The 14,879-nt window shown below is 65.9% G+C and carries 17 protein-coding genes; 5 read left to right on the top strand and 12 right to left on the bottom strand.

What is annotated here, in order from left to right; genetic code table 11:
• A complete protein-coding gene (locus LN139_RS04335) occupies positions 1-315 on the bottom strand; it encodes a hypothetical protein (RefSeq protein ID WP_236358934.1) in 315 nt (104 codons plus the stop codon).
• 150 nt (positions 316-465) lie between these two features.
• Between LN139_RS04335 and argC the strand changes: the two genes are divergently transcribed.
• A complete protein-coding gene (argC, locus tag LN139_RS04330; RefSeq protein ID WP_236358933.1) occupies positions 466-1,407 on the top strand; it encodes an N-acetyl-gamma-glutamyl-phosphate reductase in 942 nt (313 codons plus the stop codon).
• Between the two features lie 109 nt (positions 1,408-1,516).
• On the opposite strand, the gene LN139_RS04325 is transcribed toward argC, so the two are convergent.
• Together LN139_RS04325 and cysK are read right to left on the bottom strand one after the other, a co-directional pair.
• Complete coding sequence (locus tag LN139_RS04325) at positions 1,517-2,455, bottom strand: aspartyl/asparaginyl beta-hydroxylase domain-containing protein (RefSeq protein ID WP_236358932.1); 939 nt, start codon at positions 2,453-2,455, stop codon at positions 1,517-1,519.
• A 108-nt stretch (positions 2,456-2,563) separates the two neighbouring features.
• A complete protein-coding gene (cysK, locus tag LN139_RS04320) occupies positions 2,564-3,535 on the bottom strand; it encodes a cysteine synthase A (RefSeq protein ID WP_236358931.1) in 972 nt (323 codons plus the stop codon).
• 126 nt (positions 3,536-3,661) lie between these two features.
• Here cysK and LN139_RS04315 point away from each other — a divergent pair, with 126 nt between their 5' ends.
• From LN139_RS04315 to LN139_RS04305, 3 genes are read left to right on the top strand one after another with little or no spacing between them, the layout of a single operon-like run.
• The gene (locus LN139_RS04315) at positions 3,662-4,738 is read left to right on the top strand and encodes a DUF748 domain-containing protein (protein ID WP_236358930.1); all 1,077 of its coding nucleotides are present in this window, start codon (positions 3,662-3,664) and stop codon (positions 4,736-4,738) included.
• Positions 4,739-4,785: 47 nt separating this feature from the next.
• Entirely contained in the window at positions 4,786-5,631 is an 846-nt protein-coding gene (locus LN139_RS04310; RefSeq protein WP_236358929.1) for an AAA family ATPase, read from the top strand.
• A gap of 13 nt (positions 5,632-5,644) precedes the next feature.
• The gene (locus tag LN139_RS04305) at positions 5,645-6,823 is read left to right on the top strand and encodes a vWA domain-containing protein (RefSeq protein ID WP_236358928.1); all 1,179 of its coding nucleotides are present in this window, start codon (positions 5,645-5,647) and stop codon (positions 6,821-6,823) included.
• On the opposite strand, the gene LN139_RS04300 is transcribed toward LN139_RS04305, so the two are convergent.
• Entirely contained in the window at positions 6,820-7,191 is a 372-nt protein-coding gene (locus LN139_RS04300; RefSeq protein ID WP_236358927.1) for a VOC family protein, read from the bottom strand. The two genes, LN139_RS04305 and LN139_RS04300, sit on opposite strands and share 4 nt — an antisense overlap.
• An 85-nt stretch (positions 7,192-7,276) precedes the next feature.
• Positions 7,277-7,987, bottom strand: a complete 711-nt coding sequence (locus tag LN139_RS04295) for a helix-turn-helix transcriptional regulator (protein ID WP_236358926.1) — start codon at positions 7,985-7,987, stop codon at positions 7,277-7,279.
• 194 nt (positions 7,988-8,181) lie between these two features.
• Here LN139_RS04295 and LN139_RS04290 point away from each other — a divergent pair, with 194 nt between their 5' ends.
• Positions 8,182-8,676 (top strand): REP-associated tyrosine transposase, encoded by a 495-nt coding sequence (locus tag LN139_RS04290; protein ID WP_236358925.1) that lies wholly within the window; start codon positions 8,182-8,184, stop codon positions 8,674-8,676.
• Positions 8,677-8,799: 123 nt separating this feature from the next.
• On the opposite strand, the gene LN139_RS04285 is transcribed toward LN139_RS04290, so the two are convergent.
• The 7 genes from LN139_RS04285 to LN139_RS04255 all read right to left on the bottom strand — a co-directional run bounded on the left by LN139_RS04285 (position 8,800) and on the right by LN139_RS04255 (position 14,849).
• Positions 8,800-9,573, bottom strand: a complete 774-nt coding sequence (locus LN139_RS04285; protein WP_236358924.1) for an ABC transporter ATP-binding protein — start codon at positions 9,571-9,573, stop codon at positions 8,800-8,802.
• Entirely contained in the window at positions 9,573-10,640 is a 1,068-nt protein-coding gene (locus tag LN139_RS04280; RefSeq protein ID WP_442964379.1) for a FecCD family ABC transporter permease, read from the bottom strand. Before LN139_RS04280 ends, LN139_RS04285 begins: the two co-directional genes overlap by 1 nt.
• Positions 10,637-11,764, bottom strand: coding sequence for an ABC transporter substrate-binding protein (locus LN139_RS04275; RefSeq protein WP_236358923.1), 1,128 nt, complete (start codon positions 11,762-11,764; stop codon positions 10,637-10,639). The genes LN139_RS04280 and LN139_RS04275 overlap by 4 nt, the downstream gene beginning before the upstream one ends.
• A 108-nt stretch (positions 11,765-11,872) precedes the next feature.
• The gene (locus LN139_RS04270; protein WP_236358922.1) at positions 11,873-12,289 is read right to left on the bottom strand and encodes a DUF6691 family protein; all 417 of its coding nucleotides are present in this window, start codon (positions 12,287-12,289) and stop codon (positions 11,873-11,875) included.
• A 2-nt stretch (positions 12,290-12,291) separates the two neighbouring features.
• A complete protein-coding gene (locus LN139_RS04265; RefSeq protein WP_236358921.1) occupies positions 12,292-12,726 on the bottom strand; it encodes a YeeE/YedE family protein in 435 nt (144 codons plus the stop codon).
• A 31-nt stretch (positions 12,727-12,757) separates the two neighbouring features.
• Entirely contained in the window at positions 12,758-13,549 is a 792-nt protein-coding gene (locus LN139_RS04260) for a sulfite exporter TauE/SafE family protein (RefSeq protein ID WP_236358920.1), read from the bottom strand.
• Between the two features lie 28 nt (positions 13,550-13,577).
• Positions 13,578-14,849 (bottom strand): NAD(P)/FAD-dependent oxidoreductase, encoded by a 1,272-nt coding sequence (locus tag LN139_RS04255; RefSeq protein ID WP_236358919.1) that lies wholly within the window; start codon positions 14,847-14,849, stop codon positions 13,578-13,580.
• Positions 14,850-14,879 lie beyond the last annotated feature (30 nt).

The raw sequence follows: 14,879 nt of genomic DNA, 5'->3' as shown, positions 1-14,879 counted from the left end.
TCAGTGGCCTTCGGTGGGGTAGAACTCGCCTTCCAGCCCCTGGGCCGCAATGCGCTCGCGCACGTGGTGCTCGGCCAGGCGCACAGCTTCCAGGTCGGCCGGTTGCGCCAGGCGCACCCACAAGCGGCGCACGTTCTGCTCATGGGTACCCTCGCTGAGCATGTCGTGGCTGACCACCGGGCGGCCGCGCCACAGGCAGAATTGCCCGGCTTCGCTCAGCGGCGCCTGCGGGCCGCCGGGGCCTGTGACCCACAACTCCAGCGCGCCACGCAAATCGGCGCTGGCGAGTTCGTGTTCTTCGAGGATGATGTCCATCGCTGCGCTCCAGTAAATCCGTGGGCTATACACCATCGGACCGCCCCGGCTGCACGCCTGTTCACACGCCGTTTCTCACAAGCACGCGCAGGCGTTACACTCCTACCCACTTCTTCGACAGCGCGTTGCGCGACACCAAGGGGCTTGAAGATGACTCACAAGATTTACGTCGATGGCCAGGAAGGCACCACCGGCCTGCGCCTGCTCGATTACCTGAGCAAACGCGACGACATCGAGTTGCTGCGCATCGACGACGCCAAGCGCAAGGACCCTGTCGAACGCGGCCGCCTGCTCAATGCAGCCGACCTTGCTTTCCTGTGCCTGCCCGACGCTGCCTCGCGCGAGGCCGTAAGCCTGCTGGAAAACCCCGACACCTGCGTGATCGACGCCAGTACCGCCTTCCGCACCGACCCCGCCTGGGTGTACGGCCTGCCGGAGCTCGCCCCCGGCCAGCGTGAAAAACTGCGCGCCAGCAAGCGCATCGCCAACCCCGGCTGCCACGCCACTGCGTTCATCCTGCTGGTGCGCCCGCTGATCGACGCCGGCCTGCTGCCGGCCAGCGCCCTGCTCAGCGCCACCTCCATCACCGGCTACAGCGGCGGCGGCAAGCAGATGATCGCCGACTACCAGGCCGGCGGCGCCGCACTGCACAGCCCACGCCCCTATGCGCTGAGCCAGCAGCACAAGCACCTGCCGGAAATGCGCGTGCAAACCGGCCTTGAAAATGTGCCAGTGTTCAGCCCGATCGTGGGCAACTTCCTCAAGGGCCTGGCAGTGAGCATCCCGCTGCACCGCTCGCAGCTCGCCAACGGCGCCACCCCGCAGGCACTGCAAGCCGCACTGGCCAAGCACTACGCCGGCGAGCAGTTCATCCGCGTGATGCCGTGGGCTGATGATGCCGGCAACCTCGATGGCGGTTTCTTCGACGTGCAGGGCTGCAACGACACCAACCGTGCCGACCTGTTCGTGTTCGGGAACGAAGACCGCATCACCCTCGCTTGCCGCCTGGACAACCTGGGCAAGGGCGCTGCCGGGGCGGCGGTGCAGTGCATGAACGTGCACCTGGGGGCGGCAGAGCCCGAAGGGCTCTGAGCTTGTAGCTGCAAGCCTCAAGCTCCAAGAAAGAGCGGATCTGTGCCAATACAGAGATCCGCTTTTCAACTTGCAGCTTTAAGCTCGCAGCTAGCAGCTCTTTTTAGCCTTAGCTAAAAAGCCAGTAGCCCAGCAACCCCGCCACAACCACTGCCAGCACCGGCCGCGCAATGCGGTAGCCCTTGGGGTGTTTGCGCTTGAATTGCTTGACCTTGCCGCTCATGCCGTCGCTGAAACGTTTGCTCCAGGCGTAGGCCTGGTTGATGCCGCCTACGCGTTCGTCGTCCAGGTTCTGCGGCGCGGTGGCGCGACCGAGAAAGGCGCTGACGCTGCGGTTGATGCGGGTCATCAATGGGCTTGAGAGCGGGCGCTCGATGTCGCAGAACAGAATCACGCGGGTGTGCTCGGTTTCGTTCTTCACCCAGTGCACGTAGGTTTCATCGAACATCACGTCATCGCCATCGCGCCAGGCGTAAGGCTGGCCATCCACATAGATACGGCAGGCGTCGGAGTTGGGCGTGGCCAGGCCCAGGTGGTAGCGCAGGGAGCCGGCGAAGGGGTCGCGGTGCGGGTTCAGGTGGCTGCCGCCGGGCAGCAGCGCGAACATGGCGCCCTTCACGTTGGGGATCGAGTTCACCAGCGCAACGGTGCGCGGGCACAGTGCCTCGGCCGATGGCAGGGCCTTGTCGTACCACTTCAGGTAAAAGCGCTTCCAGCCCTTCTTGAAGAACGAACCGAAGCCTGCGTCGTTGTTTTTTTCCGCCGCGCGGATATACCCCTCGTCGAACAGGCGCATGGCCTCTTCGCGGATGTCCTGCCAGTTGTGCTTGAGCACGTCGAGCTCGGGGAAGCGCGAACGGTCGAGATAAGGCTTGGACGGCACGCCAGAGAACAGGTACATCAGGCTGTTATAGGGGGCGAACAGCGCCGAATGGTTGACGAACTGGCGCAGAACCGGCAAGCGCGCCTTGCCGCGCAGGTGCACGTACAGGGTGGGCACGATGAACAGCGCCAGCACCAGGACCTTGGCGGCGAACGAGAGGGTCATGCGGGGCTCCTTGGGATAGGCAGGGCGGCATCATAAACCTGAAACCGCCCCTTGGCACCCCGTCAAACCCCGTTACAGTTGCCCAGGGTCAGTGTTTTCATCCGCGCTTCAGGCTTGCAGTTCCTGTTCGGTGAACAGGTCGCTGAATAGCATGCTGGAGAGATAACGCTCACCCGAGTCGGGAAGGATGACCACGATAGTCTTGCCCTGCATCTCCGGCTTCTGTGCCAGGCGCACCGCCGCCACCATCGCCGCGCCGCAGGAAATCCCGCAGAGGATCCCTTCCTCGCGCATCAGGCGCAGCGCCATGGCCTTGGCGTCTTCGTCGGTGACCTGCTCGACGCGATCGACCAGTGACAGGTCAAGGTTGCCCGGCACGAAGCCCGCGCCGATGCCCTGGATCTTGTGCGGTGCCGGCTTGATCTCTTCGCCGGCCAGGGCCTGGGTGATGACCGGTGAGCCGGTCGGCTCCACCGCCACCGACAGAATCGCCTTGCCCTCGGTGTGCTTGATGTAGCGCGACACGCCGGTGATAGTGCCGCCGGTGCCCACACCGGCCACCAGCACATCGACCGCGCCGTCGGTGTCGCGCCAGATTTCAGGGCCAGTGGTCTTCTCGTGAATGGCCGGGTTGGCCGGGTTGTCGAACTGCGAAGGCATGTAGTACTGCTCGCTGTCGGCGGCCAGTTCCCGGGCTTTTTCGATCGCGCCCTTCATGCCCTTGGCAGGCTCGGTGAGCACCAGCTCCGCGCCGAGCGCCTTGAGCACCTTGCGCCGCTCCAGGCTCATCGAAGCCGGCATGGTCAGCAGCAGCTTGTAGCCACGGGCGGCAGCCACGAAGGCCAGGCCAATGCCGGTGTTGCCGGAAGTGGGCTCGACGATGGTCATGCCCGGCTTGAGTTTGCCGCGGCTTTCGGCGTCCCAGATCATGTTCGCGCCAATGCGGCACTTGACCGAATAGCCGGGGTTGCGCCCTTCGATCTTGGCCAGGATCGTGACCCCACGGGGCGCGATACGGTTGATCTGCACCAGCGGCGTGTTGCCGATGGAATGGGCGTTGTCGGCGTGGATGCGGCTCATGGGAGGGTCCTTGTGCGTGAGCGGTTCAGGGCCAGAAGGTTAAGCCCGTGCTGCTGCGGGCGTCCAGTGATCAGAACGTCTGACTGCCCGCGCAGTCCACTGATTCACCGCCCCGAGAAATGCCCGATGAAACGCCGCTATCGCTGGCCACTGTGGATTGTGCTGGGCCTGGCCGCCCTGCTGTTGGTGCTGCACCTGGCACTGCCGTCGCTGGTGCGCGACTACCTGAACCGCAAGCTGGCCGACATGGGCGAATACTCCGGGCACGTCGAGCGGGTGGAGCTGGCGCTGTGGCGCGGTGCGTACCGGATCGAGGGGCTGAACATCACCAAGCGCGATGGCAAGGTGCCGGTGCCGCTGCTCGACGCGCCGGGCATCGACCTGGCGGTGAGCTGGGGCGCCTTGTGGCACAAGCATGCGGTGGTCGCTGAGGTGACCTTCGAGAAACCGGAACTGAACTTCGTCGACGGTGGCACGGGCAACAAACAGGCCAGCCAGACCGGCTCCGGCACCGACTGGCGCCAGCAACTGGAAAAAATCGCGCCTTTCACTCTCAACGAAGTTCGGGTGAATGACGGCACCGTGACCTTCCGCAACTTCAATTCCAAGCCACCGGTGGACCTCAAGGCCGAGCAGGTCAATGCCAGCCTCTACAACCTCACCAATATCGAAAACCCCGAAGGCACGCGGGATGCCCGCTTCGAGGGCAAGGCAAAGCTGTTCGGCGAAGCGCCGCTCGATACCAAGGCCACGTTCGACCCGCTGAACAACTTCGAGGATTTCGAATTCCGCCTGCGCGTAACCGGCATCGAACTGCGCCGGCTCAATGACTTCGCCAGCGCCTATGGCAAATTCGACTTCAACTCCGGCAACGGCGACGTCGTCATCGAGGCCGAGGCCAACAAAGGCCAGGTCAACGGTTACATCAAGCCCCTTTTGCGCGACGTGGACGTCTTCAACTGGCAGCAGGACGTGGAGAACAAGAACAAGAGCATCTTCCGCTCGGTCTGGGAAGCAGTGGTCGGCGCCTCCGAAACAGTGCTGAAGAACCAGCAGCGCAATCAGTTCGCTACGCGCGTGCCGCTTTCGGGCAATGTGCATCAGCAGAACGTGGGTGCCTTCCAGGCGTTTCTTGAAATCCTGCGTAACGGTTTCATTCAAGCCTTCAACGCACGCTACGAAAAATCGCCGCCTTCGCCTTGAGCGCGAGGCGGCGCTATGATCGGTTCTTTTGCGCACGAGGCAGCCCCATGAAATTCGAAGGCACCGACCGCTATGTGGCCAGTGACGACCTGAAACTGGCGGTCAACGCGGCGATCACGCTGCAGCGGCCGCTGCTGGTCAAAGGCGAGCCGGGCACCGGCAAGACGCTGCTCGCCGAAGAACTGGCCGAGTCGATGGGCTGCCGGCTGATCACCTGGCACGTCAAGTCCACCACCAAAGCCCAGCAGGGCTTGTACGAATACGACGCGGTGAGCCGCCTGCGCGATTCGCAACTGGGCGTAGACCGGGTGCAGGAGGTGCGCAACTACCTGAAGAAGGGCAAGCTCTGGGAGGCCTTCGAGGCCGATGAGCGGGTGGTGCTGCTGATCGATGAAATCGACAAGGCCGACATCGAATTCCCCAACGACCTGCTCCAGGAACTGGATCGTATGGAGTTCTACGTCTACGAAACCGACGAGACCATCCGCGCGCGCTACCGGCCGATCATCATCATCACCTCCAACAACGAGAAAGAGCTGCCGGATGCCTTCCTGCGCCGCTGCTTCTTCCACTACATCACCTTCCCCGACCGCGCGACCTTGCAGCGCATCGTCGAGGTGCACTACCCCGGCATCCGCGAAGCCCTGGTGAGCGAGGCGCTGGAAGTGTTCTTCGACCTGCGCAAGGTGCCGGGCCTGAAGAAAAAGCCTTCCACCTCCGAGCTGGTCGACTGGCTCAAGCTGCTGATGGCCGACGACATCGGTGACAGCGTGCTGCGCGAGCGCAACCCGACCAAGGCCATCCCGCCGCTGGCCGGGGCGCTGGTGAAAAACGAACAGGACGTTCAACTGCTCGAACGCCTGGCCTTCATGAGCCGGCGCGCCGGCCGCTGACGGGGGCGCTGGCATGTTGCTCGATTTCTTCAGCGCCCTGCGGGGCAACGGCGTGCCGGTGTCGATCCGCGAATGGCTCGACCTGCACGGCGCGCTCGAACGCAACCTGGCCGAGATGGACATGGACGCGTTCTATTTCCTCTCGCGTGCGCTGTTGATCAAGGACGAGCGCCACTTCGACACCTTCGACCGTACCTTCAGCGCCTATTTCAGCGGCCTGCAGGCAGTGGCCGATGCCCTCGAAGGCGCCATCCCCGACGATTGGCTGCGCAAGACCTTCGAACGCTCGCTCAGCGCCGAAGAGCGCGCACAGCTGCAAGGCCTAGGCGGGCTCGACAAGTTGATAGAAGCCTTCCGCCAACGGCTGGAAGAGCAGAAAGGCCGCCATGCCGGCGGCAACAAATGGATCGGCACCGGTGGCACCAGCCCGTTCGGCTCAGGCGGCTACCACCCCGAAGGCATTCGCGTGGGCGATGCCGGTGAGCGCAAGGGCAAGGCGGTGAAAGTATGGGACCAGCGCCAGTACCGCGACCTCGACGACCAGGTCGAGCTGGGCACACGCAACATCAAGCTGGCATTGCGCCGCCTGCGCAAGTTCGCCCGCCAGGGCGCCGCCGAGGAGCTGGACCTGGGCGGCACCATCGAAAGCACCGCGCGCGACGGCGGCCTGCTCAACATCCAGTTGCGCCCCGAGCGGCGTAACACCATCAAGCTGTTGTTGCTGCTGGACATCGGCGGCTCGATGGACGCGCACGTGCGGATCTGCGAGGAGCTGTTTTCAGCCTGCCGCAGCGAGTTCAAGCACTTCGAGCATTTCTATTTCCACAACTGCCCATATGAAACCCTGTGGAAGCACAACCTGCGCCGGCACAGCGAAGGCATCAGCACCTTCGACCTGCTGCACACCTACGGCTCGGACTACAAAGTGGTGTTCGTCGGCGATGCCGCCATGGCGCCGTACGAGATCACCCAGGCCGGCGGCAGCGTCGAACACTGGAACGAAGAAGCCGGCGCGGTGTGGCTCAAGCGGCTGGCGGCGCACTTCAGCAAGCTGATCTGGCTGAACCCTTACCCCACCGACGCCTGGCAATACAGCACCTCCAACGCGCTGGTGCGGGAGCTGATTCAGGAGCGGATGTTCCCGATGACACTGGCGGGGCTGGAGGATGGGATTCGTTGCCTGGGGCGTTAGGCGGCATCCTCTACGCAATACGCCCTCAGGCAATGCCCATCCGGGTCGAACGCGCACACGGTGTAGCCGAAATCCACCTCGCTGGGCGGTTGCACGATGCGCAACCCCAGCGCCTGCCACTGCTGGTGGACGTGCTGCACCGCCGCGCGGTTCTCGACCGTGAAGCCCAGCTCGCTGCCGCCACTGCCCTGCACCGCCGGGCTTGCGGCCGGGCGATGCCACAGGCCGATCTTCAGGCCGCTGGGCAGGATGAACCGCACGAAGCCGGGCGAGGCTTCAACAGGTTCCAATTCGAGGATGCTGCGGTAGAGCGCGGTGCTGCGCTGGATGTCGTCGACGTAGAACACGTTGAGGTTGGGCAGGTTCATTGCAGGCTCCTTGAAGCTGGCGGCCCCGGCGCGCGGTTCGCGGCGGGCTGGCCGGCCAGTTCAGGTAGCTTGCACGGCGCCGCTGTCAGTTTTCGGCAGCAGGCGGTTCCAGTTCGATGCCCTGCTCGCGCGCCCATTCATTGAGCAATTGCTGGCGGGCCATGGGATAGCTGTTCGCCTGCGGCTCGACTGCCAGCAACCGGTCGGCACGAAAGTGCCGCGTCGCCTGGCGCAGCTCGCACCAGGCAATGAGCATGCGCGCCTGCTCCATGTAACCCAGCGCGAAGGGCCAGAGCAGGCGCTCGGTTTCTCGGCCGGACTCATCCTGATAGGTGATCAGCACCTTGCGCTGGTTGCGGATCGCCTCGCGCAACACCGGCAAGTGCTCGCTGCCCTTGCGCTTGCCACCCACCGGCGGGCCGATCAACAGGGTGCAGCTGTCGAGCTCGTGGCGCAGCCCGGCGGGCAACACGGCGCGGATCCGCGCCAGAGCGTTGCGGGCGTCCTGGGCATGGACCGGGTCGGTGCTGCGGGTGACCCAGCGGATGCCCAGCATCAAGGCCTCCAACTCGCCGCTGCTGAACATCAGCGGTGGCAGCTCGAAGCCTGGGCGCAGTACGTAGCCCAGCCCTGCCGCGCCGTCGATCTGCGCGCCCTGGGCGCGCAGGCTGGCGATGTCGCGGTACAGCGAGCGCAGGCTCACGTCCAGCTCTTCGGCCAGGGCCTGGCCGCTGACCGGGTAGCGGTGGCGGCGCAGGCATTGAAGGAGTTCGAGCAGGCGTTCGGCGCGGGACATGGTTGGGGCTTTGGGTTGGTTTGGAGGGTGGGGATAGTGACATATCCTGGGTGGCTTGGCGCTTGGTGCGTCCCCTCCCATGGGGTGATCTGCGTCGGTCATGTTTGGCAATCACGCCAAGCACCGGTGGGGGGGCGGCTTGCCGCGCGACATCCTACTCTCAGGCATCCAGTCATCTGCCAAGGAAGGCAACCATGAACCAGCCCACCGGCTCGCGCCGCCTGCGCGCCCACCGCGATTCAATCCCCGGCATGCTTTACCTGCTGACGCTGGTCACCAGTAGGCGGCAACGGTTGTTTCTCGACTGGCGCAGCGGCCAGCCGGTGATCCAGGCGATGCGCAAAGCGGAGGTTCTTGGTGAAAGCGACACCTTGGCCTGGGTGCTGATGCCGGACCATCTGCACTGGCTGGTCGCGTTACGCCAGAACTCACTGGCCGAACTGGTTCGCAAGCTCAAGAACCGCGCCTGCAGGGCAATGCCCGGCCGGCCATCAGGCCTGTGGCAGGACGGGTATCACGACAAGGCCATCCGACAGCTGAAAGACGCACTGCCCGTGGCTCGGTACATCGTAGCCAACCCCGTACGAGCCGGGCTGGTGCGTGAGGTGGGCCACTATCCACTGTGGGATTGTGTGTGGCCGGGTGATCCCAGTGGTGTGCTGGGTCGCCTGGACGGGTATCGGTTGTAAGACCAAGTGTCGCGCGGCAAGCCGCCCTCCCACTTTGTGATCAGCCGGATTCTTCAGGATCAGCACAGATCAAATTGTGGGAGGCCGGCTTGCCGGGCGACGTGCAACGGGCGGCAACACCGCTCACACCCCCGCCACCAACCCGTCGATCATCACCTGCGCATGCCCCTGCGAGCAGCGCTCGACGCGGCCGCGCACGCCGTAGACCTGGGCCAGGCTCTGCGCGGTGATCACCTGCGCAGGCGCGCCGTTGGCCACCAGCGCACCGCCCTTGAGCATCAACACCCGGTCGGTATGGCGCAGGCTGATGTTGATGTCGTGCAGCACGATCAGGGTGATCATGCCGCGCTCGCGGGTTTCCTCAGCGATCAGCGCCATCACGTGGAACTGGTAGTTAAGATCCAGCGCCGACAGCGGCTCATCCAGCAACAGCACGCGCGGCTGGCGGATCAGCGCCTGGGCCAGGCCCACCAGCTGCTTTTGCCCACCGGAAAGCTCGTCGAGAAAACGCATGCCCAGGTGTTCGATACCCAGCCGCTGCAACAGGCGCCAGGCGCTGCCTTCTTCATCGGCCTGGCGCCCGCCGGAGGCGCGGCGTGCAACCAGCAGCGACTCGAACACCCGCAGGTGCACGCTGGCCGGCAGGCTTTGCGGCAGGTACACCACCTGCTCGGCACGCTCGGCGAAGCTTGCCCTGAGCATGTCGCGGCCACCCAGCAGCACCTGGCCGTCGGCCTTGGCCAGGCCCGCGAGCGCCTTGAGCAGCGTCGACTTGCCGCTGCCATTGGGCCCCAGCAACGCCGTCACCTGCCCCGCCTCGATACCCGCTACGCTCAGGTGCTCGATCACCGCACGCTTGCCATAGCGCACGCTCAAGCCTTCGACTGCCAAGGCCATCACTGCACCCCCTTGCGCCGCAGCACGATGAACAGGAAGAACGGCACGCCCACCAGCGAAGTGACGATGCCCACCGGCACCAGCACCCCGTGGAGGATGTTCTTCGACACCACCGAGGCCAGCGACAGAATCAACGCACCGGCCAGTGCGCTGCCCGGCAGGTAGAAGCGGTGGTCTTCACCGAACAGCATCCGCGCGATGTGCGGCCCCACCAGGCCGATGAAGCCGATGGTGCCGACGAACGAGACCGCCAGCGCCGAGAGCACGCTCACCCGCAACAGAGTGCCCATGCGCAAGCGCTTCACGTCGATGCCGAAGCTCGCCGCGCGGTCCTCGCCCAGGCGCAGCGCCGTGAGTTGCCAGGCGCGGCGCAGCGCCAGCGGCAGGCACACCAGCAACGCCGCCGCCAGCAGCCCGACCTTGAACCAGTCGGCCCGCGCCAGGCTGCCCAGCGTCCAGAACACCAGCGCCTGCAAAGCGTCCTCACTGGCGACGAACTGCACCAGCGACACCAGCGCGCCGAAGGTAAAGCCCAGGGCGATGCCAAACAGCACCACCACGTTGGTGTCGGCCTTGCGCAGCCGCGCCAGCACGTCCAGCGCCAGGGTGCAGAGCAGCGCGAAGACGAAGGCATCGGCTGCCACCAGCCATTGATCCGGCACGCCGGGGATCCCCCAGCCGAGCACGATCGCCAGCGCCGCGCCAAAGGCGGCGGCATGGGAAACGCCCAAGGTGAAGGGGCTGGCCAGTGGATTGTTGAGGATGGTCTGCATCTCCGCCCCCGCCAGCCCCAGCGCCGCGCCCACCAGCACCGCCATCAGCGCTTGCGGCAAACGGATGCCCCAGACGATCACCTGCTGGCCGGGGCTGACGCTGCCCTTGTGCACCAGCGCCTGCCACAGCTCGCTCAGGCTCATGCCCGACGGCCCCAGGGTGAAGTCCAGTAACAGCGAGGCGGCGATGGCCAACGCAAAGGCCGCCAGCAGCAACGAACGGCGGCGCAGCACGCGGCGGTAGTCTTCCTGCACCGGCGCCTGCGCGGCGCCGGGGTCGAACGGCAAGGTCACGGCTTCAGGTCCACCCAGTAGGCGCCCTGCGGCTGCACCGGCAGAAATTGCCCCAGCTCCTGCAAGCTCTTGGCCGGGTCCACGTCCTTCATCTGCTCGGGGTAGAACCACTTGGCCATGGCCTCGACCGCCAGCACGTTGTAAGGCGAGTTGTAGTAGTTGTGCCACAGTCCGTGCACGCGGCCTTCACGCACGGCGGTGAGGCTGCTGATGCCGGGCCGCTCCACCAGGGTCTGCAGGCTGGCGCGCGACGCGCTTTGGCTGACGCCCTGCCCCACTTTCAAGCCAGCCTCGGTGCTGGCCTCATCACGCGTGCCGCTGGCGAGATAGAAACGCGGGTCGGCCGCAATCAGCTTCTCCAGGTTGATGTCGCCAATGGGGCCGGGGATCAGCGGCGAGGCGATGTTGTTGCCGCCGGCGGCTTCGATGAATTCACCCATGTTGCCTTTGCCTGCGCTGTGGCAGCAGGCGACGCCGCCCTTGCCGTAGCCGGCCAGCAGCTCGATGAACACCGACGGGCGCTTGGCCTGCGGCACCTGGCTCACCACGCTTTCGACCTTGGCCAAATGGCGCTGGTACCAGTCGATGTAGGCCTGGGCCTCTTTCTCGCGGTGCAGCGCCTGGCCGAGCAGCTTCATGCTCGGCACGGTGTTCTGCATCGGGTGCTCGCGAAAGTCGATGAACAGCACCGGCACGCCGGCCTGCTGCAATTGCTCGACCACCGGGTTCTTCACGCCCGGGCCGTGGCCGGCAACGCCGAAGATCGCGATGTCGGGGTGCAGGTCCAGCACCCGCTCGGGGTTCACGCTGGCTTCGGAGGTCTGGCCGATGGTGGGGATGGTGTCGATCTGTGGGAACTTGGCCTTGAACGCGGCGTAACCCGGCGCATCCACTTCCTTGAGCTCGCCCTGCCAGCCGACCACGCGCTCGAACGGGTTGGCTTTGTCCAGCGCCGCCACGGCATAGATCATCCGCCCCTCGCCCAGCAGCACATGGTCGACCTTGTCCGGGATCTGCACCTGGCGGCCGGCGATGTCGGTGACGGTGGTGGCGGCCATTGCGCCATGGGACAGCAGCGCAAGGGCCAGGGCGCCGAACAGGCGGCGTGGAGCGGAATGACGCATGTAGACCTCTCGAAGGGGGGCAGGTAAATGACAGGCATTTTTACATAGGAAGCGTTCTCATCAAGATGAAATCTCTTACATTCAGTAATGCTTTGTGTTGAGGCGGCCTCAGCGTTGCCACCGCTGGGCCAAGCTGAACAGCGCCATCCCCACCAACATCGCCGCCACGAACACCAGCACCTGCCAATAGCCACCCGGCAACAGCACCAGGGCAGGCCCAGGGCACACCCCCGCAATCCCCCAGCCAACGCCGAACACCAGGCTGCCGCCTACCAGGCGCGCATCCACCTGGCGCTGGGCCGGCAATTGCATCGGCCGCGCCAGCAGCGAACACTGACGGTGCCGTGCCCAGGCCATCGGGCCGAGAGCGGTGCCGATAGCACCCGCCATCACCAGCGCCAGTGAAGGGTCCCAGGAGCCCACCACATCCAGAAAGGCCAGCACCTTGGCAGGGTCGGCCATGCCGGCCAACAACAGGCCCAGGCCGAAAAGCAGGCCAGCCAACAACGCGGTTACGTAGCGCATGCTCAACCTCCCCACACGTGGCGCACCAGCCAAACGGTAAGCCCCGCGCTGGCCATGAAACAGGCCGTGGCCACCAGTGAGCGCCGCGACAGCCGCGCCAAGCCACACACGCCATGGCCGCTGGTGCAGCCCGAGCCATAGCGGGTACCGAGGCCCACCAGCAACCCGGCCACAACCAGCCCCGTTACGCCTGCCGGAAAGCTCGGCCGAACAGGTGCCGCCACCAGCGCCCACGCAAACGGCGCCACCAGCAGGCCGATGAGGAACAGGGCCTTTTCCAGCCTGCCCTCCGCGCCCCGCTGCAACAGGCTGCCCAGCAGCCCGCTGATGCCCGCGATCCGGCCATTGGCGACAGCGAACAGGCTCGCCGCCAGGCCAATCAATACGCCGCCGGCCAAGGCCGACCACGGTGTGAAATGCAACCAGTCAATCGTCACGTCTGCGCTCCGTTTTGCCCTGAACAAACCATCACCGCAGCCCCTTGATGAACAACCCCAGCGCCACCAGTGCACACACCACCGCAAAGCCGCGTTGCAGGTACGGCCCGGCGAGCCTCGCCGCCACCTGCTGGCCCGCGAGCATTCCGGCGAGCGCCCCCGCGCAGAAAGGCGCGGCGATGGTCCACTGCACATGCCCGGCCAGCGAGCTGGTGGCCACTCCCGCCAGCGACACCAGCGCGATCACCGCCAGCGACGTGGCCAACACCGACTGCGCACTCAAATTGCTGTAACGCTGCAGCGCCGGCACCATCACAAAGCCCCCGCCGACCCCGAGCAGGCCCGACAACCCACCCGCCACCAGCCCCGCCAGGGCCAGCGCCCAGGCGCAGGGGCCGGTCCAGTTCAGCTTGCCGCGCTGGGCATCGAGAATGCAGGGCGGCGCCTTGAAGCACCTGCCGGGGCGGGCCGGCAAGGTGCGCCGCCACACCCGGGTGGCGACGTAAAACAGCACCATGGCGAACAGCAGCGTCAACGGCCGGTCCGGCAGGCGATGGGCGAGCCACAGCCCTGCAGGCGAACAAACGATGCCCGCCGCCGCCATCAACAGCGCGGCCTTGTAGCGCACGGTGCCGGCCCGCAGCCCCATACCCGCCCCCACCGCTGCCGCCATCCCCACCGCCAGCAAGCCGATCGGCCCGGCCTCGGCGACGCTGATCCCCAGCCCGAACAGCAGCAGCGGCACGGCAAGGATGCCGCCGCCGGCACCGGTGAGCGCCAGGATCACACCGACGATCAAACCCAGCAGTGCCGTCAGGGCCATAGCGGCCTCCCGGCGTACCGATGCGCGCTCATGCGCCCGCCAGTGCAGGTTTGGCCAGCCATTCGTGCCCCCTGAGCATGCCGCGCCAGTAAAGCGGTGGTAGTACCCGCTCCTTGAGCAACCAGGCCAGCCGCGACGGCCGGGTGCCGTCGATCAGCCAGGCCGGGAAGCTGGGCTTGAGCGCACCGCCGTAGGTGAACTCGGCCAGCACGATCTTGCCGCGTTCCACGGTGAGCGGGCACGAGCCGTAGCCGTCGTAGAGCGCCTGGCCCTGGCGCTTGCCGAGCGCCGCCAGCACGTTGTGCGCCACCACCGGCGCCTGTTTGCGCGCGGCGGCGGCAGTCTTGGCGTTGCTGGTATTGGCGACATCGCCCAGAGCGTGCACGTTGGGCCATTGCGTGTGGCAGAGCGTGGCAGGGTCTACCGCCACCCAGCCGGCGGCATCGGCCAAGGGGCTTTCGCGGACAAAATCAGGGGCCACCTGTGGCGGCACCGCGTGCAGCAGGTCGAACTCGCGGGTGATGAGCGCCATGCTGCCGTCGGCCTGGGTGCAGCGGAAGGTCGCCTTGCGTGCCGGGCCGTCGACGCTTGCCAGCGACTGGCCGAAATTCAGGCCGATGCCGTATTGGTGCACGTACTCCATCAGTGCCGGCACGTAGGCGCTTACCCCGAACAGCACCGCCGCGGCACTGTAAAACTCGATCTGAATATCATCCAGCACGCCGGCCCGGCGCCAGTGGTCAGCGGCGAGGTACATGGCCTTTTGCGGCGCCCCGGCGCATTTGATCGGCATCGGCGGCTGGGTGAAGATCGCCCGCCCGCCGCGCAATTTCTGCACCTGTTCCCAGGTGTAGGGCGCCAGGTCGTAACGGTAATTGGAGGTCACGCCGTTGCGGCCCAAGGCCTCGGCGAGGCCTTCGACCCCCTGCCAATCGAGCTTCAGGCCCGGGCACACGATCAGTTGCTCGTAGGTCACCGTGCGGTTGCCTTCGAGGATCACGGCGTTGCGCTCAGGCTCGAAGGCTGTGACGGCCGAATCGATCCAGTGCACGCCTTCGGGCAGGGCCTCGGCCATCGCCCGCGCGGTGCTGGCCGGTTTGAACACGCCTGCGCCGACCAACGTCCAGCCGGGCTGGTAATAGTGAGTGCGGGCAGGGTCGATGAGGGCGATGTTCAGCCCCGGCTCGCGGGCCAGCAGGCTGGCGGCCGTGGCGATGCCCGCCGCGCCCGCGCCAACGATCACGACTGTGTGGGCCGATTCGGCGACACGGATGCCGCCAGTGACAGGGTTGTTGCTCATGTTGGAACTCCTGTAGCGATAGGGGCCGCG

Source organism: Pseudomonas sp. KNUC1026 (assembly GCF_021650705.1).
Taxonomy (GTDB): Bacteria; Pseudomonadota; Gammaproteobacteria; order Pseudomonadales; family Pseudomonadaceae; genus Aquipseudomonas.
This window is presented reverse-complemented; position numbering and strand designations above follow the sequence as displayed.